Origin of the sequence: Bradyrhizobium tropiciagri, from assembly GCF_018130505.1 — a bacterium.
In the GTDB taxonomy this organism is placed as follows: Bacteria; Pseudomonadota; Alphaproteobacteria; order Rhizobiales; family Xanthobacteraceae; genus Bradyrhizobium; species Bradyrhizobium tropiciagri_B.
The window spans coordinates 179,845-200,703 of the sequence record NZ_JAFCKH010000001.1; the positions used below are offsets into that span (position 1 = coordinate 179,845).

Here is a 20,859-nt window from a genome sequence, read left to right on the forward strand (position 1 = left end):
CAACTTTCGTCGGCGAGATGCGTCAGGAGAACCATCAGATGCCGAACCGCCCGATGACCAAGGACGATCCGCTGGAGGATCTCGCGCGCCGCGAGATCACGCTCGATGGCGTCGGCAAGACGGTTTACGTCGCAGGCCAAGGTCCTGCGGTCATCGTGATGGCGGAGATGCCGGGCATCAGCCCGCATGTCGCGCGCTTCGCCCGCTGGGTGCGCGACGCCGGCTTCACAGTCTACATGCCGTCATTGTTCGGCCGCGACGGAGCGGTGGCGAGCGCCGAAGAGGGGGCCGCGGTGTTCCAGCGCGCCTGCGTCAGCGCGGAGTTTCGTGCCATGGCTGCGAACCAGTCCAGCCCGGTGACGCAGTGGCTGCGTTCGCTCGCGCGATTTGCGCATGGCGAATGCGGCGGGCCCGGCGTCGGCGCCATCGGAATGTGCTTCACCGGCAATTTCGCGCTGACCATGATGCTGGAGCCGTCGATGCTGGCGCCGGTGCTGTCGCAGCCGTCCTTGCCGTTGAACGATCCGGCCGGCATCGAGATCGCGCCCGACGAGATCAAGGCGGTCCGCGCGCGGCTGGAGCGCGAGGACCTGACCGTGCTGGCCTATCGCTTCGAAGGCGACAAGTTCTGCATGGCGCAGCGCTTCGCCGCCTATGCCGAGGCGCTCGGTGACCGCTTCGTCGGGCGGGTGCTCCCCGACGGCGCGGCGAACGGCGATGCGCCGCCGTTCTTCGCGAATTTCGTCACGACGCCGCACAGCGTCGTGACCGTGCATCTGATCGACGAGGCCGGCCAACCGACGATCGCGGCGCGCGATGAGATCCTGGCGTTCTTCAAACGGAGATTGTCAGCCGCGAACGGCTGAGGCCGGGCGATCGAACCAGGCGAAGGCGGCGCTGGTTAGGCTGCCCAGCAGCGACCAGAAGATCAGGCTGGTCACCGTGACCGCGACCACGAACTGATGCGACAGCGACGAGGGCACATTGGTCTCGATGTGCTCCAGCTCGGGCGCGCCGATCAAATGCGGCAGCATGATCAGAACCACACCGGCGATCGCGGCCGGCATCGAGCGGCGGAACACGATCAGCCCGAGGCCGGCGGCCGTGGCCGACACCGCGATCACCCACCAGATCTGACGTGACAGCAGCGGAGCCACCGGCACGCCCGGCAGTTCGGGCGGCAACCCGAGTCCGGGGGCGATCGTAAAGACGGCAAAGCCGGCGAGCCCCCACATCAGGCCCTGATGCCAGGACGGCCGCTCACCGGTGGCGCCGCTACGCAACGACAGGAAGCCGCCGAGCAGCAGCGCGAAGCCGATCGCGGTCAGGATGTTTGCGCCCGCGGTGTACAGATTACGCTCCAGCCCGTCGCGCGGCTCCCAGGCCTGCGCGCCGTGATCCTGCTCGGCGTGATCGTGGACGAGGATCACTCGCGGCGCGATCGCGGCGTCGTGGCGGTGCTCGGCCGCCTTCTCGTAGACCTCGGCCTTCAGGATCAGGGGGACGGTGCCGAATTGCTGGGCCGCGGTGACGACAAGGCCGACGATGAACCCGGCAACGACCGACGAGAATACGATCGCGCGAAACGTGCTCATGCCTCGATGATCAGTGGCAGGGGAACGCGTTGGAATGGCGCACGTCGTGCGCGGCATTGTGGATCACGTCGATATGCGAGAAGCCGACCACGCCGACGATGAACAGGCCGAGGGTCATCGCCATCAGCGACTGGGCAAGCCGTCCGACCTGTCCGGCGACGGGCAGATGCGTGACTTGCGATTCTGTGATCTGGGCCTGGCTCATGGCAGTTCTCCACTTCCGATTTGACCGGCTTCTAGCAGCTTTCGGGCGATGTCGCGACTGGTAAGATGCAGATTGGTGCCGATCGCGATCTGCTTGCGTGCGATCTTGGCGCGCGCCGCCGCTTCGAATGCAATTTCAAAGCGTTGGAAATAAGCAAGGCAGTCCTCCGGCGTCGGGTCCGCCGCAAGCAGCGTCCGGAAGGCGCCGCGGTGGACGGCGCAGATGGCACCGTGTCCGGCCACCGGGAAGACCAGTGAGGCGATGTCGGCGCGCCACTCCGCGCCGCCGCGATCGGGGGCCGGCGGCGGGCTAGCGTCGGATGGTGAAGTCACCCGAACCCCGCCGCGATTCCCATTTGGCCTGTTCGAGCTCGGGCCGGTCACACTCCGCCTCGGGATAGCCGATGCAGAGATAGCCGATGAATTTCCAGGACTGCGGTACATCGAGGATGTCGTGGATCCGCGCCGGATTGAGGATCGAGACCCAGCCGAGCCCGATGCCTTCGGCGCGCGCCGCGAGCCACATCGAGCAGATCGCCGCCACCACGGAATAGTCGATGGTTTCGGGCATCGTGGCGCGGCCGAGGCCGGAGCCGATCGCGCCGCTCGTGTCGGCGAATACCGCGAGGTGACCGGGCGCCTCCGCGAGGCCCGACAGTTTCAGCGCGGCGTATTTCGCGGCGCGCTCGCCCGAATAGGAGCGCAGCGCATCGGCATTGCAGGTCTTGAAGTCCTCGATCACGGCGCGGCGTCGTGCCGGGTCCTCGACGACGACGAAGCGCCAGGGCTGGCTCAGGCCGACCGACGGCGACAGACAGGCGATCTCGATCAGCCGCTCGATGGTGCCCGCCGGCAGCGAGTCGGTCCGGAAGCGCCGCACGTCGCGGCGCCACACGAACAGCTCGTGCAGTTGCCGGCGGAACGCCTCGTCGAATGCGACCATCAGCCTCGACTCGTCTGCAGCACAGTGACGCTCATTTCAGCTTCATCGGCAAGCCGGCCACCACGAATTCCACTGAGTCGGCAACACCAGCGATGGTCTGGTTCATGATACCCGCGGCGTCGCGAAACGCGCGCGCCAGCGCGTTGTCGGGCACGATGCCGAGGCCGACCTCATTGGTGACCAGGATCACCGGGCTTTGCTGGCGCGGCAGCGCGTTTGCGAGGCGCATGACCTCCTGCGACCAGTCGCGCTCCGCATGCAGCAGGTTTGATAGCCACAGCGTGAGGCAATCGACCAGCCGCGCGCCGCCGCCATCGGTTGCAGCCAGCGCCTCGACGAGGTCGAGCGGCACTTCGCGTTCGATCCAGTCGTTGCCGCGCCGCGCGCGGTGGCCGGCGATGCGTTCGTCCATCTCCGCATCGAGCGCTTCCGCCGTTGCGACATAGACCGGCTGTCCGGAAACGCCGCGCGCAAGAACCTCGGCGCGGCGGCTTTTTCCCGATCGCGCTCCGCCCGTGACCAGAATGACGGTCATCGTGATCTCCTGTTGCGTCCGCACTAGCCGCAATCGCGGCGAAAGACAAAGCCGAAATCCTTCCGCGAGGGGCTTGCGCTCGGCCGGGGTCTTGCGCATCAGGGGGATCGCGGCGGGAGATGTGTGCGTGGTGTTTGCGGGAGCGATGGCAGTGGCGATGGCGCTGGATGCCCTGATCGGCTGGCCGAACTGGCTGTTTGCGCGTGTCGGGCATCCCGTGACCTGGCTCGGCCGCTTGATCAGCGCGATCGATACCGCCTGGAACCGGAGTTCTGATCCGCCTGTGCTGCGTCGCGCGGCCGGTATTGCCGGAGCGCTTTTCGTGATTGCCTTGGCGGTCGCATTCGCCTGGGCCATCCAGGTCGCGCTCGGTTCGGGATGGGCGCGAGTGATCTTGCTGGGAATTCTGGCGTGGCCGCTGGTTGCGTTGCGCTCGCTGCATGACCATGTGGCGGCGGTCGCCGCTCCACTGGCAGTGGGTGACATCGTCGGCGCGCGTTCCGCGGTGTCGCAGATCGTGGGTCGCGATCCCGCAACACTCGATGATGCCGGCATCGCGCGCGCGGCGATCGAGAGCCTGGCCGAAAACGCCTCCGACGGCATCGTGGCGCCGGTGTTCTGGGGCGCGCTGTTGGGGCTGCCCGGCATCGTCGGCTACAAGGCAATCAACACGCTGGACTCCATGATCGGCCATCGGAGCGAGCGGCACGAGGCCTTCGGCTGGGCCGCCGCGCGCATCGACGATCTCGCCAATCTGCTCCCGGCGCGGCTGACCGGCTTGCTGTTCATGCTGCTTGCCTCGCGGCGCTCGGATGCGTGGTCGTGCATGCTGCGCGATGCGCAAAAGCATCGCTCGCCGAATGCCGGTTGGCCGGAAGCCGCGATGGCAGGCGGGCTCGGCGTGCGGCTCAGCGGCCCGCGCATCTATCACGGCCGCACGGCGGACGAGCCGTGGCTGAACGAGGGCGCGCGCGATCCGGACGCCGCCGATATCGGCAACGGGCTGAAGCTCTATCGCCGCGCGATGCTGCTGCTGGCCGGGATGTTCGTCGTTCTTGCGTTGCTGTAGGAGGGCGGGACATGCAGGAGCACGGCGGAAATCTCGATGTTGCCCGGCAACACTTCGGCGGCGGCACGGAAGACTGGATCGACCTGTCGACGGGGATCAACCGGGTGCCTTATCCCGTGCTGGACGTCGGGCCGAGCGGCTGGAGCGCGCTGCCGTCACAATCCGATATTGAATCGCTCCACGAGGCCGCGCGGCATGCTTATGGCACCACCGCGCCGATCGTGGCGCTGGCGGGGGCGCAGGCCGCGATACAATTGCTGCCGCGTCTGGCAGGCCGCGGCCGTGCGCGCATCCTTGCGCCGACCTACAATGAATATGCCGCGGTGCTGTCCGCCTCCGGCTGGGACGTTGCGGAGGTCTCCGATCTCGCCGCGCTTGCAGGCGCCGATCTCGCCGTGGTCGTCAATCCGAACAATCCGGATGGAATGCGCCACGACCGGGGCGAATTGCTCGCGCTGCTGCCGCGCGTCGGCCGGCTGGTGATCGACGAGAGCTTTGCCGATGCCGTACCGGATGTGTCGCTTGCATCGGAGGCCGGGCGGCCGGGACTCGTGATCCTGCGATCGTTCGGAAAGTTCTACGGGCTTGCCGGGCTGCGGCTCGGCTTTGCACTCGGCAGCACGGCAGATGTCGCCGCGCTGGCGGCGATGGCGGGCCCATGGCCGGTATCGGGCCCGGCGATCGCGATCGGACGGCGTGCCTTGCGCGATGACGACTGGGCGAGGGCGACAACAGCGCGTTTGGCACGCGATGCTGTGAGGCTTGATGCGATGGCGCGACCACAGGGCTGGTCGCTTGTCGGAGGCACGCCGCTGTTTCGGCTCTACGAGACCGGCGACGCGCTGGCCGCGCAGGAGATGCTTGCGCGCGGCCACATCTGGTCGCGCGTGTTCGGGCAAAGGGCTGGATGGCTGCGCCTTGGCTTGCCCGGCGACGAAAGCGAATGGTCGCGGCTTGCGGCGGTGCTCGCGCGCGAACAGATTGCGTAGGGTGGGCAAAGGCGCCTCTTGGCGCCGTGCCCACCTTCACCAGCCGTGCAAGATAGGGTGGGCACGCTCCGCTTTGCCCACCCTACGAAGCTTCGTTCAACGCGCGAGTGCGAACAGCCCGTCGACATCGAGATGGGCTTCGATGTGATCGGCGAGCGCATCGAGCGCGCTCTCGACCCTCGCGCCGTATGGCTGGTCCGCGGCAGGGATGTCGAGCTTCGCAAGGAAGGCCTTTCGAAAATCGTCCGACGTAAACAGTCCGTGCAGATAGCTGCCGTGAACGCGCCCGTCGGCCGAAGCAGCACCCTCCGGCTCGCCATCGATACGCGCGAACGGCCGCGCCCGGTCCGGGCCGTCGGTGCGCCCGATATGGATTTCGTAGGCGCTGATCGGCTGATCGGTGGCGGCATGGACGGCGACGACACGCGTCAGCGTTTTCTGCTCGGTCATGACCGTCGCAACATCGAGCAACCCCAGCCCGCGCGTTTCCCCGGCGGGGCCCTCGATCCCGTCGGGATCGGCGACGCTTTGACCGAGCATCTGGTAGCCGCCGCACAGACCGAGCACATGGCCGCCGCGGCGGTGATGCGCCAGCAGATCGATGTCCCAGCCCTGCGCGCGCAGGAAGGCGAGATCGCCACGCGTCGATTTCGAGCCGGGCAGGATGACGAGTCTTGCATCGCCCGGGATCGCCTCGCCGGGACGCACCATCACGAGGTCGACACCCGGCTCGAGCTTGAGCGGATCGAGATCGTCGAAGTTGGCGATCCGCGACAGCGCGAGGAACGCGATCTTGCACTGGCCGGGCCTGCGCGCCTCACCGAGCCCGAGCGCATCCTCGGCCGGGAGCTCGCCGGCACGCGCGAACCAGGGCAGCACGCCGAAGCCGCGCCAGTCGGTGCGCGCCTCGATCAGCCGGTAGCCGTCGTCGAACAGCGTCGGATCGCCGCGGAACTTGTTGATGACGAAGCCGCGGATCATCGCGGCATCCTCGGGATCGATCACCGTCTTGATGCCGACCAGTTGCGCGATCACGCCGCCGCGGTCGATATCGCCGACCAGCACCACCGGCACATCGGCCTTGCGGGCAAAGCCCATATTGGCGATGTCGGACTTGCGCAGATTGACCTCGGCGGGACTGCCGGCGCCTTCGACCAGCACCAGATCGGCGCGGTCTTTCAGCCGCGCAAAGCTCTCCAGCACCGCGCCCATCAAAGTGGGTTTGATCGCCGCATATTCCCGTGCGCGCGCCGTGGCGACGCGTCTGCCGTGCACGATGATCTGGGCGCCGACATCGCTCTCCGGCTTCAGCAGCACCGGGTTCATGTCGGTGTGCGGCTCGACGCCGGCGGCGAGCGCCTGCAGCGCCTGCGCGCGGCCGATCTCGCCGCCGTCGACGGTCACCGCAGCATTGTTCGACATGTTCTGCGGCTTGAATGGCAGCACGCGCAAGCCGCGGCGCCTCGCGGCGCGCGCGAGCCCGGCGACGATCAGCGACTTGCCGACGTCCGAGCCCGCACCCTGGATCATCAATGCGCGCGCCATGATCCGCTCAGAACTCGACGCCCGGCTGGGCCTTGATGCCGGAGCGGAACGGATGCTTCACCAGTGTCATCTCGGTGACGAGATCGGCGATCTCGATCAACTCGTCCTTGGCGTTGCGCCCGGTCAGCACGACATGCGTCATCGGCGGCTTTGACGTGGTCAGGAAATCGACGACATCGGCGATCGCGAGGTAATCGTAGCGCAGCGCGATGTTGATCTCGTCGAGCACGACCATGCGCAGACCCGGATCTGCGATCAGCTCCTTGGCCTTCTCCCAGCCGGCCTGTGCCGCGGCGACGTCGCGGGCGCGGTCCTGTGTCTCCCAGGTGAAGCCTTCGCCCATCGCGTGGAACTGGCAGAGATCGCCGAAATGCCCGGTGAGCAGACGGCGCTCGCCGGTATCCCAGGCGCCCTTGATGAACTGCACCACCGCGCAGGGGAAGCCATGCGCCACGCAGCGCACGATCATGCCGAAGGCGGAGGATGATTTTCCCTTGCCGGCGCCGGTATGAACGATGATCAGTCCTTTTTCGCCACTCTTGGTCGCCATGATCTTGTCGCGCGCGACCTTCTTCTTCGCCATCTTGGCGGCGTGGCGCGCCTCGGTGTCGACCGTCTCGTCTGCGCCGGCGTTTGCTTCAGAGGTCATGACGTTCCTTTGGCTTGACAAGTCCGTGCCTTGGACGAATGGTGGGCCTGCGTTGGTTCCTGTCCTATGACAGGCGAAGAGGGAATGCGATAGGGCCCGTGACATCGGGTCCGAAGCGTAGCCGCCCCCGCGACCGTGACCGGAGAGATGTCCAAAGCCACTGATTCCCTGACGGGATCGGGAAGGCGGGCATCGAAGGGATGAAACCCTGCTCCGCAAGCCGGGAGACCTGCCAGCGCAGATTTTGAGAACCGGCGGACGGGGTGTTCCGCGACGGGGTGCGAACCTTTGTCCACCGGTTCGCGTGCCTCATCGCCTCCCGCCGTTCAATCTGGGATAGGGCGATGAACGTTACGCTTCATGTCTGCATCACCTGCCGCGCCGGCCAGACCCTGGCCGAAGGCGAAGCCGCGCCCGGCGCGCTGCTGCACGCCGCGATCGCCGAGGCTGGTGTGCCTGACGGCGTCAACCTGGTTCCGGTCGAATGCCTGTCCGCCTGCAGCCAGGGCTGCTCGGTCGCGCTCAGCGCGCCGGGGCGCTGGTCCTATGTCTATGGCCGGCTGTCCGCGGCCAATGCTGCGGATGTGATCGCAGGCAGCGCGGCCTATGCGGCGGCGGCCGACGGCATCGTGCCGTGGCGCAGTCGCCCGGAAATCTTCCGCAAGCAATCGCTTGCCCGCATCCCCCCTCTATCCGCCGTGCCGGAGGCCGCAGAATGAACACGCTCGCAAAGGTGCCGGTCACCGTCGTCACCGGTTTTCTCGGATCGGGCAAGACGACGCTGATCCAGCATCTGATCAGGAACGCCAACGGCCGCAAGCTGGCGGTACTCGTGAACGAGTTCGGCAGCGAAGGCGTCGATGGCGAGATCCTGAAGTCCTGCGCCGATGCCAATTGCCCGACCGAGAACATCGTCGAGCTCGCCAATGGCTGCATCTGCTGCACCGTCGCCGATGATTTCATTCCGGCGATGGAGCAATTGCTGGCGCGCCCGGTGAAGCCGGATCACATCGTGATCGAGACATCGGGGCTGGCGCTGCCGAAACCGTTGCTGAAGGCGTTCGATTGGCCCGAGATCCGCTCGCGGATCACCGTCGACGGTGTGATCGCACTTGCCGATGCGGAGGCCGTCGCGGCCGGCCGCTTCGCGCCCGATCCGGCTGCGGTGGACGCACAGCGCGCAGCGGACGACAATCTCGACCATGAAACGCCGCTGTCCGAAGTTTTCGAAGACCAGATCGCGTGCGCCGATATCGTGCTGCTGACCAAGGCAGACCTCGCGGGCGCGCAGGGGCTTGATGCAGCAAAGCTCGTGATTGAGGCCGAGATGCCGCGGCAGGTGCCGATGCTGCCGGTCGTCGACGGCGCCATCGATGCGCGCCTGATCCTCGGGCTGGAGGCCGCGGCGGAGGATGACCTCGCGTCGCGACCGTCGCACCACGACGGCGAGGACGAGCACGAGCACAATGATTTCAATTCCGTGGTGATCGATCTGCCCGAAATCGCCGATGTCGAGACGCTGGTCGCGTCGATCAAGGGTCTGGCGCGCGAGCAGAACGTGTTGCGCGCCAAGGGCTACATCGCGGTCGCAGGCAAGCCGATGCGGCTGCTGGTGCAGTCGGTCGGCGAGCGGGTGCGGCATCAGTTCGACACGCCGTGGGGCGCGCGTCCGCGGCAATCGAAGCTGGTCGTGATCGGCGAGCATGGCGATATCGATGAGGCCGCGATCCGGGCACGGCTTGGTGTCTGATGCACGTCGTCTTCCGCGAGAGCCGCGGTCTCGAGGAGACCGCGACGCCAAGGGACCTCGGCCAGGATCCGGCCGATCTCGTGGTGCTTTCGTTTTCCGACAGCGATCTCGCGGCGTTCGCGGCCGGCTGGCGGCGCGGACGCAACGCATTGCCGTCGCTGCGGCTCGCCAATCTCGCGGAGCTGCGCCACCCGCTGTCGGTTGACACCTACATCGAGCGGATGGCCTCGTACGCGCGCGGCATTCTGGTGCGGCTGATCGGCGGCGAGCCATACTGGTCCTACGGGCTGGCGGCGCTGTATCGGCTGGCGAAGGAGCGCAACATCGCGCTCGTCGTGCTGCCGGCCGACGGCCGCGACGATCTGCGGCTCGACGAATTCTCGGCATTGCCGGTCTCGACGCTGCGGCGGCTGAAGGCGCTGTGCGACAAGGGCGGGCCGGTCGCCGCGCAGGCCGTGATCGCGCAACTGGCGCTGGCATCGGGTCTCTACGCCGGGCCGGTCACCGGCGAGATCGATCTTCCCGAGATCGGCTGCTACGATCCGCGGCTTGGTGTCGTCCGGCCGCCCGAATCGGATGGCCGCCCGCTGGCGCTGGTGACCTTTTATCGCTCCTATCTCGCAGCGGGTGACACGGCGCCGGTCGATGCGCTGATCGAGGCGCTGCGCGGCAAGGGCTTTGCTGCATGCGGTGTGTTCGTCACATCGCTGAAGGCCGCGGGCGTGGCCGATTGGTTCCGCGCGCACTTTGCACAATGTCCCCCTGCGGTCATCGTCAATGCGACCGCATTCTCCGCGGTCGGAGACGACGGCACGACGCCTTTCGATCTCGCACCATGCCCGGTGTTCCAGGTCGCATTGTCCACCGCGCGGCGCGAGGATTGGGCCGAGTCGCTGCGCGGGCTTTCGCCTGGCGATCTGGCGATGCACGTGGTGCTGCCGGAGGTCGACGGCCGCCTGTTCGCGGGCGTCGTCAGCTTCAAGTCGACAACCGAGCGCGATCCCGATCTGCAGTTCGCGCACCAAGCGCACAAGCCGGATGGCGAGCGCGTCGCTGAGGTGGCATCGCGCGTGGCAGCCTGGCATCGGCTTGCCGGCAAGCCGGCGCATGACAAGCAGCTTGCCATCGTGCTCTCGAACTATCCGGGACGGCCGCATCAGATCGCGCATGCCGTCGGGCTCGATGCGCTTGCCTCGGTCGATGTGATGCTGGGCGATCTCTATGCGTCCGGCTTTGACGTCGAACGGGTCGAGCACATGGGCGACGCGCTTCTGCGCCGGACGCTGGCGTGGAGCGCGACCGACTACCGCGCGGCACTGTCCAGCCTTCCGCAACAGCTACGGGACGATCTCTCCGCCACCTGGGGCGCGCCGGAGGACGATCCTGCTTACCGCGACGGTGCGTTTCACTTCGCCGCGATCCGCTGCGGCAAGTCCATCATTGCGGTCCAGCCGGAACGCGGCGACGCCGCGCGGCGCGATGCCGACTATCACGATCTCTCGCGCACGCCGCGCCATGCCTATGTTGCGTTCTATTTGTGGCTCAGGCAGCAGGGCAGCGACGCGGTCGTCCACATGGGAGCGCATGGCACGCTGGAATGGCTGCCCGGCAAGTCGGTCGCGCTGTCGTCGAGCTGCTGGCCGGAGGCGCTGATCGGCGATTTGCCCGTCATCTATCCCTTCATCGTCAACGATCCCGGCGAGGCGGCGCAGGCCAAGCGGCGGATTGGCGCGGTCACAATCGGCCATCTGCCGCCGCCGCTGGCGCAGGCGGCGTTGCCTGAAGCCTTGCGTCGGCTCGAGCAATTGCTGGACGAATATTCGACCGCCGACGGGCTCGATCCGGCGCGGCGCCGGCGCCTGATCGCCGATATTCGCGACGAGGCGCGCATCGCCGGGCTGGAGGACGATCTCGGCCTCGCCGCATCGATCTCCGCGGCCGAAGCGATCCCGCAGATCGACCGCTTCGTCTGCGATCTCAAGGAGAGCCAGTTCGGCGACGGCCTGCACGTGTTCGGGCAGGGTGCTTGCGGCGAGGCGGAGAGGGCAGCGCTGCGTGATGCGCTCTGCGGCCGGCGCGTGGCGCCGGGGCCTTCGGGGTCGCCCTATCGCGGGCGCAGCGATGTGCTGCCGACCGGGCGCAATCTGTTCGCCGTCGATCCACGCGCCGTGCCGACGCCGTCGGCGCATGCGCAAGGCGTCAGGCTCGCCGAGGAGCTGCTGCGCCGTCATCTGCAGGATCACGGCGACTGGCCGAAGGGGCTCGTCGTCGATCTCTGGGGCTCATCTACGATGCGCACCGCCGGCGAGGACTTTGCGATGGCGCTGCATCTCGCCGGCATCGCGCCGCGCTGGGATCACGGCTCGGGCCGGGTGTCGGGTTACGACATCATCGCGCCTGCGGAGCTTGGCCGCCCTCGCATCGATGTGACGCTGCGCGTGTCGGGCCTGTTCCGCGACGTGTTTTCCGGCCTTGCGCAATTGTTCGAGGCCGCCGCTGCGGCGCTGTCCGAACGCAGCGAGGAAGCGGACGAGAATCCCTATCTCCAGCGCGTTGCGCGCGTGTTCGGGCCGCGTCCCGGCGAATATGGCGTCGGCATCGCCTCGATGCCCGATGTCTTCACCCAGGACTCGCGCGATGCGGCGGGGGAAGCGTGGCTGTCCGCATCGTCCTGGGCCTTTGCATCGGACGGCGAGATGCGGCCCGACCGTGCCGGCATCGAGGCGCGGCTCGTTGCGGCCGACAGTTTCGTCCACACCCAGGACTTGCCGGAGACCGATCTGCTGCTGGCTGCAGATTACGCCTCGCATGAGGCCGGCATCGCGGCGGCGGCCCGGCGTCTCGGCGCGAAGGTGCCGTCGCTCTATCACCTCGATGCGACGCGGCCGGACCAGCCGCATGCACGCGCGCTGACCGAGGAGATCTCGCGCGTGGTGCGCGCCCGCGCCGCCAATCCAGCCTGGATCGCAGGCATGATGCGCCACGGTTTTCGCGGTGCCGCCGAGATTACTGCGACGCTCGAGCACATGGCGGCGTTCGCGCATCTTGCCGGTGCGGTGCCGCCGCATCTGTTCGATCTCTATTACGATGCGACATTAGCGGATGACGACGTTCGCGCGTTCATGGCGCGCGAGAATCCGGCGGCGCTCGCCGCGATGGAGACCTGCTTCGCCCGATTGCATGAGGCCTCGCTCTGGCAGACGCGGCGCAATTCGATCGCGGCGGCGCTGCAGGAGGCCTCATGAGCGCGGTAGCAATCAGGGGCTGGTGTCCCGGCGCGCTGCGGCCGATGCGGTCGGGCGACGGGCTCGTGGTGCGCGTACGCCCGCATTGCGGACGGCTGGATGCGGCGCAGGCGACAGGACTGGCCGAACTGGCGAGGCGCTACGGCAACGGCCTGATCGATCTGACCAGCCGCGCCAATCTGCAGATTCGCGGGGTCGGCGAGGAGAGCTATCTGCCGCTGATCGATGGCCTCGATCGGCTTGGACTGCTCGATGCCAATCCTGACAGCGAAGCGCGGCGCAATGTGTTGGTGACGCCGTATTGGACCGCCGGCGATGAGAGCCGGGCTCTTGCGGCCGAGCTCGAAAAGGCGCTGGCCGGCGCGGCTCTCGATCTCCCGACCAAGTTCGGCTTTGCCGTCGACGACGGCCGCGAACGCGTGCTGGCGGGTGCCTCCGCCGATGTTCGGATCGAGCGCGATAGCGCGGGCGGCCTGCTGGTGCGCGCCGATGGCGCACCGCTTGGCCGCGCGGTCACGCGCAGCGAAGCGGTGCCGGTTGGGCTCGCGCTGGCCGAATGGTTCGTCGCGTCCGGTGGCGCCGAGGGAGAAAGGCGGCGGATGGCGACGCACCTTGCCTCAGGTGCAACCTTGCCGGACGCGCTCTGTGGCGATGCGGCACCAGCGCGCCGATCGGCTGATCCGGCTCCCGGGCTTTGTCCTGAAGGTGCGCTGGTCGCGGTCGCATTTGGGCAGATGCAGCATCAAACGCTCAATCATCTCGCCGCTTGTGCAGACGCCCTGCGCGTGACGCCATGGCGGATGCTGCTGGCCGAGGGGATGCGCGCGATGCCCGCCGGCGCCGGCCTGATCACGCAAGCCGATGATCCGGCGCTGCGCGTGATCGCCTGCAGTGGAGCGCCGCGCTGTGGCAAGGCGCATGCCGATACGCGTGCGCTGGCAACGGCGCTTGCGCCGCATATTCCATCGGGTGCCCGGTTGCACGTCTCCGGCTGTGCCAAGGGCTGTGCCCATCCCGGCTCGGCCGAGATCACGCTTGTCGCGACGCGCGATGGTTTCGATCTCGTCCGCCACGGCTCGACGCGCGATACACCTGTGATGCGCGGATTGAGCGGCGCCGCCATCGTCATCAATCCCTCCGTTCTGACGGGAGGGCGCTGATGCCTCACGTCTACGAGACCGACGGTGCGGCCATCTACCGGCAGTCCTTTGCCACGATTCGCGCCGAGGCCGATCTTGCTCGCTTTACGCCCGACGAGGAGCCGGTTGCAGTGCGCATGATCCATGCGGCGGGCATGGTGGGGCTCGAAGCGCATATCCGCTTTACGCCGGGCATGGCTGCGCGTGCGCGTGCAGCCTTGCAGGGCGGCGCGCCGATCCTTTGCGACGCCCGCATGGTGTCGGAGGGAATCACGCGCGCGCGGCTGCCGGCCGGCAATGCGGTGATTTGCACGCTCGGCGATCCGGCCGTGCTGGCGCTCGCGCAATCCATGCGCAACACCCGTTCCGCGGCGGCGCTCGAACTGTGGCGGCCCCATTTGGATGGGGCGGTCGTTGCGATCGGCAATGCGCCGACCGCGCTGTTCCATCTGCTCAACATGCTGGAGCAGGGCGATTGCCCGCGGCCGGCGGCGATCATCGGCTGTCCGGTCGGCTTCGTCGGCGCCGCCGAATCCAAGGCGGCGTTGCTGGCCGCCTTGCCGGCGCCGGCGCTGACCGTCGAAGGACGTCTCGGCGGCTCGGCGATCACGGTCGCCGCCGTCAACGCGCTGGCGAGCCGGAGCGAATAGCATGGGACGCATCATCTGCTGCGGCCTCGGCCCAGGCGATCCAGACCTGATGAGCGTGCGCGCCGACCGCACCATCCGCGCCGCCAGGCATGTCGCGTATTTCCGCAAGAAGGGACGTCCCGGACAGGCACGCCGTATCGTCGACGGGCTGCTCGCCGCCGACGTCAGCGAATATCCGATGGAATATCCGGTCACCACGGAGATCGCCTTCGACGATCCGGAATACGCGCGGCTGCTCGCGGGCTTCTACGACGAATGGGCGGAGCGCCTCGCCCGGATGGCCGGTGCGATCGACATCGTCGTGCTCTGCGAGGGCGATCCCTATTTCTACGGCTCGTTCATGCATCTGCACGCGCGGCTGCAGGAGCGCGTCGAGATCGAGGTCATTGCCGGCATCCCCGGCATGGCCGGGTGCTGGAATGCGGTCGGCCGGCCGATCGCGCTCGGCGACGACGTCACCACCGTGCTGATGGGCACGCTGCCGGAGGCGGAGCTTGAGCGGCGGATGCGCGGCTCCGACGCGCTGGTCGTGATGAAGACCGGGCGTAACCTTGCGAAGGTGCGCCGTGCGCTCGCATCCGCCGGCCGTCTCGACGATGCCTGGCTGGTCGAGCGTGGCACCATGCCGGGCGAACGCGTCGCCCGGCTCGCCGAACTCGGCGAGGCCGAGTGTCCGTACTTTGCGATCGTGCTCGTGCACGGGCGCGGCCGAGCGGAGGCGGCCGAATGACCGGCACGCTGACCATCGCCGGGCTGGGACCGGGCGACGAGGCCATGATCACGCCGGAAGTCTCCGCCGCGCTCGCGGCTGCGACCGATATCATCGGCTACGCGCCGTATGTCGCACGAGTTCGCCCGCGCGACGGGCTGACGCTGCATCCATCCGACAATCGCGGCGAGCTGCAGCGTGCCGGCGAGGCGCTGCGGCTGGCGTCCGAAGGACGCGACGTCGTCGTGGTGTCTTCCGGCGATCCTGGGGTCTTCGCGATGGCCTCCGCCGTGTTCGAGGCGCTCGAGCAGGCCCCGCAATGGCACGATCTGCCGATCCGCGTTCTGCCCGGCGTGACCGCGATGCTGGCAGCGGCGGCGAGCGCCGGTGCGCCGCTCGGCCATGACTTTTGCGCGATCAACCTCTCCGACAATCTGAAGCCATGGCCGGTGATCGAGCAGCGCCTGCGGCTCGCGGCGGAGGCCGACTTCGCGATCGCGATGTACAATCCGCGCTCGGCGAGCCGGCCCGAGGGATTTGCCCGCGCGCTCGAGATCCTGCGCGAAGCGGGGTGTGGCGAGCGCCTCACGCTGTTCGCGCGGGCGGTCAGCACGCCCGACCAGCGGATCGAAACCGTCGTGCTGCGCGAGGCGCGGCCCGAAATGGCCGACATGCGGACGCTGGTGATCGTCTGCAATTCCGCGACGCGCCGGGCCGGCCGCTGGGTCTATGCGCCGAGGCAGGTCCGATGACCGAGCCATTGCATCACGTCAGTGACGCTCTGCACCTGCGCTCGGTGGGGCAGCTGCGGCCGATTGATCATGATGACGGGAAGTTCGAGCTCGCGCGCGGCATCGATCTTGGCGCGCGCGCCGGTGCCGCCGGAATTGCGGGCGACGATCCATGCGATGCCGCGCGCGCGCATCATCGCAAGTTCGCCGTCGAGCGTGAACGGCCCGCGCGACACGATGACATCCGCATCGGGCAGAGGCAGCGTTTCCTCGGGTGGATCGACGAAGCGCAGCGTGTAGGCATGCTGCGGCAACGCGCCGAACGGCGCGATGTGCTGGCGGCCGATCGCGAGGAACACGGTGGCTCGGTGCTTCGGCAATGCGGCTACGGCGGACATGACGTCCGCGACCTCGATCCAGTTGTCGCCGGAAGCTTTGAGCCATGGCGCACGCTCGAGCGCGATCAGCGGCGTTCTGGCTTGCGCGCACGCGTCGATCGCATTGCGGCTCATCTCGGCCGCGAACGGATGGGTCGCGTCGACCACATGGGTGATGCGCTCGCGGCGCAGATAGTCGGCAAGGCCACTGACGCCGCCGAAGCCGCCGATGCGCGTCGGCAGCGGCTGGCCCGCAGGCGCGCGGGTGCGTCCGCCATAGGAATACACCGCATCGATCCCCGCGCGCGCAATCGCCGCCGCGAGCAGATTGGCGTCGGCGGTTCCGCCCAGGATCAGGGCGCGCGTCATGGGTAATCCGTGGTTGTCCATCATCGGCATCGGCGAAGATGGCCTCGCCGGCCTCTCCGATGCAAGCCGAAAGGCGCTTGGTGAAGCCGAGACGGTGTTCGGCGGCGAACGGCATCTCGCGCTGGCCGGCATCGGCGATCGCGGCCGCACCTGGCCGGTGCCGTTCGATGCCGAGGTCGTGCTGGCTTGCCGTGGCCGGCCCACCGCAGTGCTCGCCTCCGGCGATCCGTTCTGGCATGGCGCCGGCGGCACTCTCGCCGAGAAGCTGGAACGCGGCGAATGGATAGCACATCCCGCGCCGTCGACATTCTCGCTCGCCGCCGCACGTCTGGGATGGCGCCTTGAAAACGTTGTCTGCCTTGGCCTGCATGCCGCGCCGTTCGAGCGGCTGGTGCCGCATCTGGCGCGCGGCGTGCGGATCATCTGCCTGCTGCGCGACGGCAGGGCGGCGCGTGATCTCGCGCAATGGCTCAGTGAGCGCGGCTGGGATGCTTCACCGATGTGGACACTCTCTGCCATCGGCGGCCCGCGCGAACACATCGCGCAGTATCGCGCCGACGGCTACGCGGCGGACCCGGACAACGATCTGGTCGCGGTCGCGCTGGAGGCGCGGGGCGCGGCAGGACTTGCGCGTAGTTCGGGCCTTCCCGACGCGCTCTTTGCGCATGACGGGCAGCTGACGAAACGGCCGATCCGCGCGCTTGCGCTGTCGGCGCTTGCGCCGCGCTCCGGCGAAAGGCTGTGGGATATCGGCGCCGGTTCCGGCTCGATCTCGATCGAATGGGCGTTGTGCGGCGGGACGGCGATCGCGATCGAGGCGCGCGCCGATCGCGTCGCCAACATCCGCAGCAATGCCGCAAGCTTCGGCCTGACACACCGAATCTCCGTGGTCGAGGGGGCGGCGCCCGGCGCGCTATCGGGCCTTGCGACGCCGGATGCAGTGTTCATCGGCGGAGGTCTGGATGCCGACATGTTCGACGCCGTCTGGTCGCGCATCGCGCCGGGCACGCGGCTGGTTGCGCATGCGGTGACGCTGGAAACCGAGGCGCTGCTCTCCGATCTGCAGCAGCGCCATGGCGGCGAGCTGATGCGGGTCGAGATCGCTCACGCCGACGCGCTGGGGCGGTACCGTTCGTGGAAGGCGGCGCGGCCGGTGGTACAATGGAGCGCGGTGCGATGAAGGTCGCGGGTGTGGGATTCAGGCGCGATGCCAGCGCCGCATCGCTGCGTGACGCGCTTGTCGCGGCCGGCGGGACCGACGGCGTTGCGGCAATCGCGACGGTGAACGACAAGGCCGATGCGCCGGCGCTGACCTCGCTGGCACGCGACTTGGGATTGCCGATCCGCGGCGTTGCGGCCGCGAGGTTGGCCGGAATCGAGACAGTGACGCAGTCCGAGCTGATTGATGCCATGTTCGGAACGGGCTCGATCGCCGAGGCCGCCGCGCTTGCCGCCGCAGGCCGCAGCGCACGGTTGATCTCGGCCCGGGCCGTGTCGCAGGACCGGATGGCCACCGCGGCGATCGCGGAAGGAGACGGCGAATGACGGTGCACTTCATCGGAGCGGGACCCGGCGCCGCCGATCTCCTGACCTTGCGCGGCCGCGATCTGATCGCCGCGTGCCCGGTCTGCCTCTATGCCGGCTCGCTGGTCCCGGAAGGCGTTCTGGCGCATTGCCCGCCGGGTGCGCGCATCATCAACACCGCGCCGCTGTCGCTTGACGACATCATCGCCGAGATCGCGGCGGCGCATGCGGAAGGCAAGGACGTCGCGCGGCTGCATTCCGGCGATCTCTCGATCTGGTCGGCGATGGGCGAGCAGCTGCGCCGGCTGCGCGCGCTCGCGATTCCCTGTTCGGTCACGCCCGGCGTGCCCGCGTTCTCGGCCGCCGCGGCAGCGCTCGAGGCCGAGCTGACCTTGCCCGGTCTCGCGCAATCGGTGGTGCTGACGCGCACGCCGGGCAGGGCGAGCGCGATGCCCGACGGCGAGACGCTCGCGGCCTTCGCCGCGACCGGTGCGACGCTCGCGATTCATCTGTCGATCCATTTGCTTGACAAGGTCGTTGCCGAGCTGACGCCGCATTACGGGCCGGATTGCCCGGTCGCGATCGTCTGGCGCGCGAGTTGGCCGGATCAGCGCATCGTGCGTGCCACGCTGGCAACGCTCGATGCGGCAGTAGGCCCCGGCCTCGAACGCACCGCGCTGATCCTGGTCGGCAAGACGCTCGGCGCGGAGCAGTTCTCCGAGAGCCGGCTCTATGCGGCCGATTACGACCGCCGCTATCGTCCCGTGGGCCCCACACCGCGCTTTCCGGATGGATCGCAATGACGGCGGGCCTCATGATCTCAGCGCCGGCCTCCGGCGCCGGCAAGACCACGCTGACGCTGGCGCTCGCCCGTGCGTATCGCAATCGCGGGCTGCGCGTGCAGTGCTTCAAGAGCGGGCCCGACTATATCGATCCTGCCTTCCATGCGGTCGCGACGGGGCGTGCGTCGGTCAATCTCGACAGCTGGGCGATGCCGCGCGATGGGATCGCGCGATTGGCAGGCCGTGGCGCCGATGCCGACCTCGTGCTCGCCGAGGGCTCGATGGGCCTGTTCGACGGTGTCGCCGCGCGCGGCGCGTCGGGCACCGGCGCCACCGCCGACGTTGCTGAGATGATGGGATGGCCGGTGCTGCTGGTGATCGATCCCTCCGGTCAGGCGCAAACCGCGGCGGCGGTCGCCGCGGGACTGCGCGATTTCCGCGTCGGCGTGACGCTTGCCGGTGTCGTTCTCAACCGCGTCGCCAGTCCGCGGCACGAGGATCTGGTGCGCCGTGCGATGACGGACGCCGATATCGCGGTGTTCGGCGCGCTGCCGCGCCACGCCGAGATCGCCTTGCCGAAGCGCCATCTCGGCTTGGTGCAGGCGGAGGAGCAGGCCGAGGTCGACGGTCTGATCGCGGAGGCCGCGCGCTTCGTTGCCGAGCATGTCGATCTCGATGCGGTGCTGCAATCGGCACGCGCCTGGTCGCCGCACCCGGTCGCGCGCGGTTTCGACGTCACGCCGCCCGGACAGCGCATCGCGCTGGCGCGCGATGCTGCATTCTCGTTCGTCTATCCGCACATGCTGGAAGGCTGGCGCAATGCCGGCGCCGAGATCGTGACGTTCTCGCCGCTCGCCGATGAAGGTCCAGATCCGAGCGCCGACGTGTGCTGGCTGCCCGGCGGCTATCCCGAGCTGCATGCCGGCCGGCTTGCCGCCAATTCGCGTTTTCTCGGCGCGCTGCGCGGCTTCGCCGCGACGCGGCCTGTGCATGGCGAATGCGGCGGCTACATGGTGCTCGGCAGCGCGCTGACCGATGCCGACGGTGTGCGCCATGAGATGGCGGGATTGCTCGGCCTCGAGACCAGCTATGCCAAGCGCCGCATGCATCTCGGCTACCGGCTCGCCGAGCTTGCGGCGCCGATGCCCGGGTACGCCGCGGGCGCGCGGCTGCGCGGCCACGAATTCCACTATTCGACCATCGTCGCACAGCCCGACACGCCGCTCGCCATCGTTCGCGACGCGACCGGGGCTGTGGTCGCTGAGACCGGCTCACGGTGCGGTCTTGCGACGGGTACATTCTTCCATCTGATTGCGGAGGACCGGTGAGCGGCTTTGTCTCCTTCGTCTCGGCGGGTCCCGGCGATCCCGAAATGCTGACGCTGAAGGGCGCCGCGCGGCTGCGCGACGCCGATGTGGTGCTCTACGACGACCTTGCCTCGGGCGCGATCCTCGATCTCGCCCGCGCCGGCGCCAATCTCGTCGCGGTCGGCAAGCGCGCCGGCCGTCCGTCGGCGCGACAGCAGCATGTCAACCGGCTGCTGGTCGACTATGCCGCGACCGGCGTGCGCGTGGTGCGGTTGAAATCCGGCGATGCGGGAATCTTCGGGCGGCTGGAGGAGGAGATCGAGGCGCTGCGCGCGGCCGGCATCGGCTACGAGATCATTCCGGGCGTCACCTCGGCCTGCGTCGCGGCCGCGCAGGCCGGTATCCCGCTGACACGGCGCCTGACCTCACGCCGGGTCCAGTTCGTGACCGGCGCCGACGTGACTGGCGGCTTGCCGGCAGACCTCAACTGGGCGGCGCTCGCCGATCCCGAGGCGACGACGGTGGTCTATATGGGCCGCCGTACCTTCCCGGCGCTGGCCGCGCAGCTGATCGCGCACGGCCTGTCTCCTGATACGCAAGCCGTGCTGGCCGAGCAGCTCGGCCATGCCGATCAGCAGCTGGTTCGCACCACGATCGCCGAGCTCGCCGCGCAGCTTGCGGACGCGCCCGCCGCGACGACGGCCGCGATCATCATGTTCGGCGCGCTGGCGCCGGATCACCGGTGAG

At 68.4% G+C, this 20,859-nt stretch carries 23 protein-coding genes and 1 riboswitch; of the genes, 15 read left to right on the top strand and 8 right to left on the bottom strand.

Translation table 11 applies throughout. The annotated features are described in order from the left end of the window. The first annotated feature begins 38 nt into the window (after positions 1-38). The gene (locus JQ633_RS00735; protein WP_211981336.1) at positions 39-866 is read left to right on the top strand and encodes a dienelactone hydrolase family protein; all 828 of its coding nucleotides are present in this window, start codon (positions 39-41) and stop codon (positions 864-866) included. On the opposite strand, the gene JQ633_RS00740 is transcribed toward JQ633_RS00735, so the two are convergent. The 5 genes from JQ633_RS00740 to cobU all read right to left on the bottom strand — a co-directional run bounded on the left by JQ633_RS00740 (position 849) and on the right by cobU (position 3,277). Then, positions 849-1,595 carry a CbtA family protein gene (locus JQ633_RS00740; RefSeq protein ID WP_211981337.1) on the bottom strand — a complete coding sequence of 249 codons (747 nt, stop codon included), beginning with the start codon at positions 1,593-1,595 and terminating at the stop codon, positions 849-851. The two genes, JQ633_RS00735 and JQ633_RS00740, sit on opposite strands and share 18 nt — an antisense overlap. A 10-nt stretch (positions 1,596-1,605) precedes the next feature. Next, the gene (locus tag JQ633_RS00745) at positions 1,606-1,800 is read right to left on the bottom strand and encodes a CbtB domain-containing protein (RefSeq protein WP_211981338.1); all 195 of its coding nucleotides are present in this window, start codon (positions 1,798-1,800) and stop codon (positions 1,606-1,608) included. Then, the gene (locus JQ633_RS00750) at positions 1,797-2,042 is read right to left on the bottom strand and encodes a hypothetical protein (RefSeq protein WP_349631497.1); all 246 of its coding nucleotides are present in this window, start codon (positions 2,040-2,042) and stop codon (positions 1,797-1,799) included. Before JQ633_RS00750 ends, JQ633_RS00745 begins: the two co-directional genes overlap by 4 nt. 67 nt (positions 2,043-2,109) lie before the next feature. After that, positions 2,110-2,742: a 5,6-dimethylbenzimidazole synthase gene (gene bluB / locus JQ633_RS00755; protein WP_211981340.1), complete on the bottom strand. Its 633-nt coding sequence runs from the start codon at positions 2,740-2,742 to the stop codon at positions 2,110-2,112. 31 nt (positions 2,743-2,773) lie between these two features. Continuing rightward, positions 2,774-3,277, bottom strand: a complete 504-nt coding sequence (cobU, locus tag JQ633_RS00760; protein ID WP_211981341.1) for a bifunctional adenosylcobinamide kinase/adenosylcobinamide-phosphate guanylyltransferase — start codon at positions 3,275-3,277, stop codon at positions 2,774-2,776. 127 nt (positions 3,278-3,404) lie between these two features. Between cobU and cbiB the strand changes: the two genes are divergently transcribed. Both cbiB and cobD read left to right on the top strand, forming a co-directional pair. Further along, a complete protein-coding gene (gene cbiB / locus JQ633_RS00765; RefSeq protein WP_349631498.1) occupies positions 3,405-4,346 on the top strand; it encodes an adenosylcobinamide-phosphate synthase CbiB in 942 nt (313 codons plus the stop codon). 11 nt (positions 4,347-4,357) lie between these two features. Then, positions 4,358-5,335 (top strand): threonine-phosphate decarboxylase CobD, encoded by a 978-nt coding sequence (gene cobD, locus JQ633_RS00770; protein ID WP_211981342.1) that lies wholly within the window; start codon positions 4,358-4,360, stop codon positions 5,333-5,335. Positions 5,336-5,431: 96 nt separating this feature from the next. On the opposite strand, the gene JQ633_RS00775 is transcribed toward cobD, so the two are convergent. Together JQ633_RS00775 and cobO are read right to left on the bottom strand one after the other, a co-directional pair. Continuing rightward, the gene (locus JQ633_RS00775; protein ID WP_211981343.1) at positions 5,432-6,880 is read right to left on the bottom strand and encodes a cobyric acid synthase; all 1,449 of its coding nucleotides are present in this window, start codon (positions 6,878-6,880) and stop codon (positions 5,432-5,434) included. A gap of 7 nt (positions 6,881-6,887) precedes the next feature. Then, entirely contained in the window at positions 6,888-7,529 is a 642-nt protein-coding gene (cobO, locus tag JQ633_RS00780) for a cob(I)yrinic acid a,c-diamide adenosyltransferase (RefSeq protein WP_211981351.1), read from the bottom strand. A gap of 36 nt (positions 7,530-7,565) precedes the next feature. Beyond that, positions 7,566-7,780: riboswitch (cobalamin riboswitch) on the top strand. A 93-nt stretch (positions 7,781-7,873) separates the two neighbouring features. On the opposite strand from cobO, the gene JQ633_RS00785 reads away from it, so the two are divergent. The 7 genes from JQ633_RS00785 to cobJ are packed head-to-tail and all read left to right on the top strand — an operon-like array spanning position 7,874 to position 15,774. Next, positions 7,874-8,248, top strand: a complete 375-nt coding sequence (locus tag JQ633_RS00785; protein ID WP_211981353.1) for a DUF1636 family protein — start codon at positions 7,874-7,876, stop codon at positions 8,246-8,248. Then, positions 8,245-9,279, top strand: a complete 1,035-nt coding sequence (cobW, locus tag JQ633_RS00790) for a cobalamin biosynthesis protein CobW (RefSeq protein ID WP_211981355.1) — start codon at positions 8,245-8,247, stop codon at positions 9,277-9,279. The genes JQ633_RS00785 and cobW overlap by 4 nt, the downstream gene beginning before the upstream one ends. Beyond that, the gene (gene cobN / locus JQ633_RS00795) at positions 9,279-12,524 is read left to right on the top strand and encodes a cobaltochelatase subunit CobN (protein WP_211981357.1); all 3,246 of its coding nucleotides are present in this window, start codon (positions 9,279-9,281) and stop codon (positions 12,522-12,524) included. The genes cobW and cobN overlap by 1 nt, the downstream gene beginning before the upstream one ends. Further along, complete coding sequence (cobG, locus tag JQ633_RS00800; RefSeq protein ID WP_211981359.1) at positions 12,521-13,684, top strand: precorrin-3B synthase; 1,164 nt, start codon at positions 12,521-12,523, stop codon at positions 13,682-13,684. The genes cobN and cobG overlap by 4 nt, the downstream gene beginning before the upstream one ends. Next, positions 13,684-14,313, top strand: coding sequence for a precorrin-8X methylmutase (locus JQ633_RS00805; protein WP_211981361.1), 630 nt, complete (start codon positions 13,684-13,686; stop codon positions 14,311-14,313). Before cobG ends, JQ633_RS00805 begins: the two co-directional genes overlap by 1 nt. 1 nt (position 14,314) lies before the next feature. Continuing rightward, positions 14,315-15,043: a precorrin-2 C(20)-methyltransferase gene (locus JQ633_RS00810; RefSeq protein ID WP_211981363.1), complete on the top strand. Its 729-nt coding sequence runs from the start codon at positions 14,315-14,317 to the stop codon at positions 15,041-15,043. Next, positions 15,040-15,774 (top strand): precorrin-3B C(17)-methyltransferase, encoded by a 735-nt coding sequence (gene cobJ / locus JQ633_RS00815; RefSeq protein WP_211981365.1) that lies wholly within the window; start codon positions 15,040-15,042, stop codon positions 15,772-15,774. The genes JQ633_RS00810 and cobJ overlap by 4 nt, the downstream gene beginning before the upstream one ends. On the opposite strand, the gene JQ633_RS00820 is transcribed toward cobJ, so the two are convergent. Further along, the gene (locus tag JQ633_RS00820; RefSeq protein ID WP_211981367.1) at positions 15,750-16,499 is read right to left on the bottom strand and encodes a cobalt-precorrin-6A reductase; all 750 of its coding nucleotides are present in this window, start codon (positions 16,497-16,499) and stop codon (positions 15,750-15,752) included. The genes cobJ and JQ633_RS00820 overlap by 25 nt on opposite strands. On the opposite strand from JQ633_RS00820, the gene cbiE reads away from it, so the two are divergent. From cbiE to cobA, 5 genes are read left to right on the top strand one after another with little or no spacing between them, the layout of a single operon-like run. Beyond that, on the top strand, positions 16,498-17,679 hold the full coding sequence (cbiE, locus tag JQ633_RS00825; protein WP_211981369.1) for a precorrin-6y C5,15-methyltransferase (decarboxylating) subunit CbiE: 1,182 nt from the start codon (positions 16,498-16,500) through the stop codon (positions 17,677-17,679). The genes JQ633_RS00820 and cbiE overlap by 2 nt on opposite strands. After that, positions 17,676-18,044: a cobalamin biosynthesis protein gene (locus JQ633_RS00830; protein WP_211981371.1), complete on the top strand. Its 369-nt coding sequence runs from the start codon at positions 17,676-17,678 to the stop codon at positions 18,042-18,044. Before cbiE ends, JQ633_RS00830 begins: the two co-directional genes overlap by 4 nt. Further along, a complete protein-coding gene (gene cobM, locus JQ633_RS00835) occupies positions 18,041-18,826 on the top strand; it encodes a precorrin-4 C(11)-methyltransferase (protein ID WP_211981373.1) in 786 nt (261 codons plus the stop codon). Before JQ633_RS00830 ends, cobM begins: the two co-directional genes overlap by 4 nt. Continuing rightward, on the top strand, positions 18,823-20,133 hold the full coding sequence (locus JQ633_RS00840) for a cobyrinate a,c-diamide synthase (RefSeq protein ID WP_211981375.1): 1,311 nt from the start codon (positions 18,823-18,825) through the stop codon (positions 20,131-20,133). The genes cobM and JQ633_RS00840 overlap by 4 nt, the downstream gene beginning before the upstream one ends. Beyond that, entirely contained in the window at positions 20,130-20,858 is a 729-nt protein-coding gene (gene cobA / locus JQ633_RS00845) for a uroporphyrinogen-III C-methyltransferase (RefSeq protein WP_211981383.1), read from the top strand. The genes JQ633_RS00840 and cobA overlap by 4 nt, the downstream gene beginning before the upstream one ends. Position 20,859: the final 1 nt, after the last annotated feature.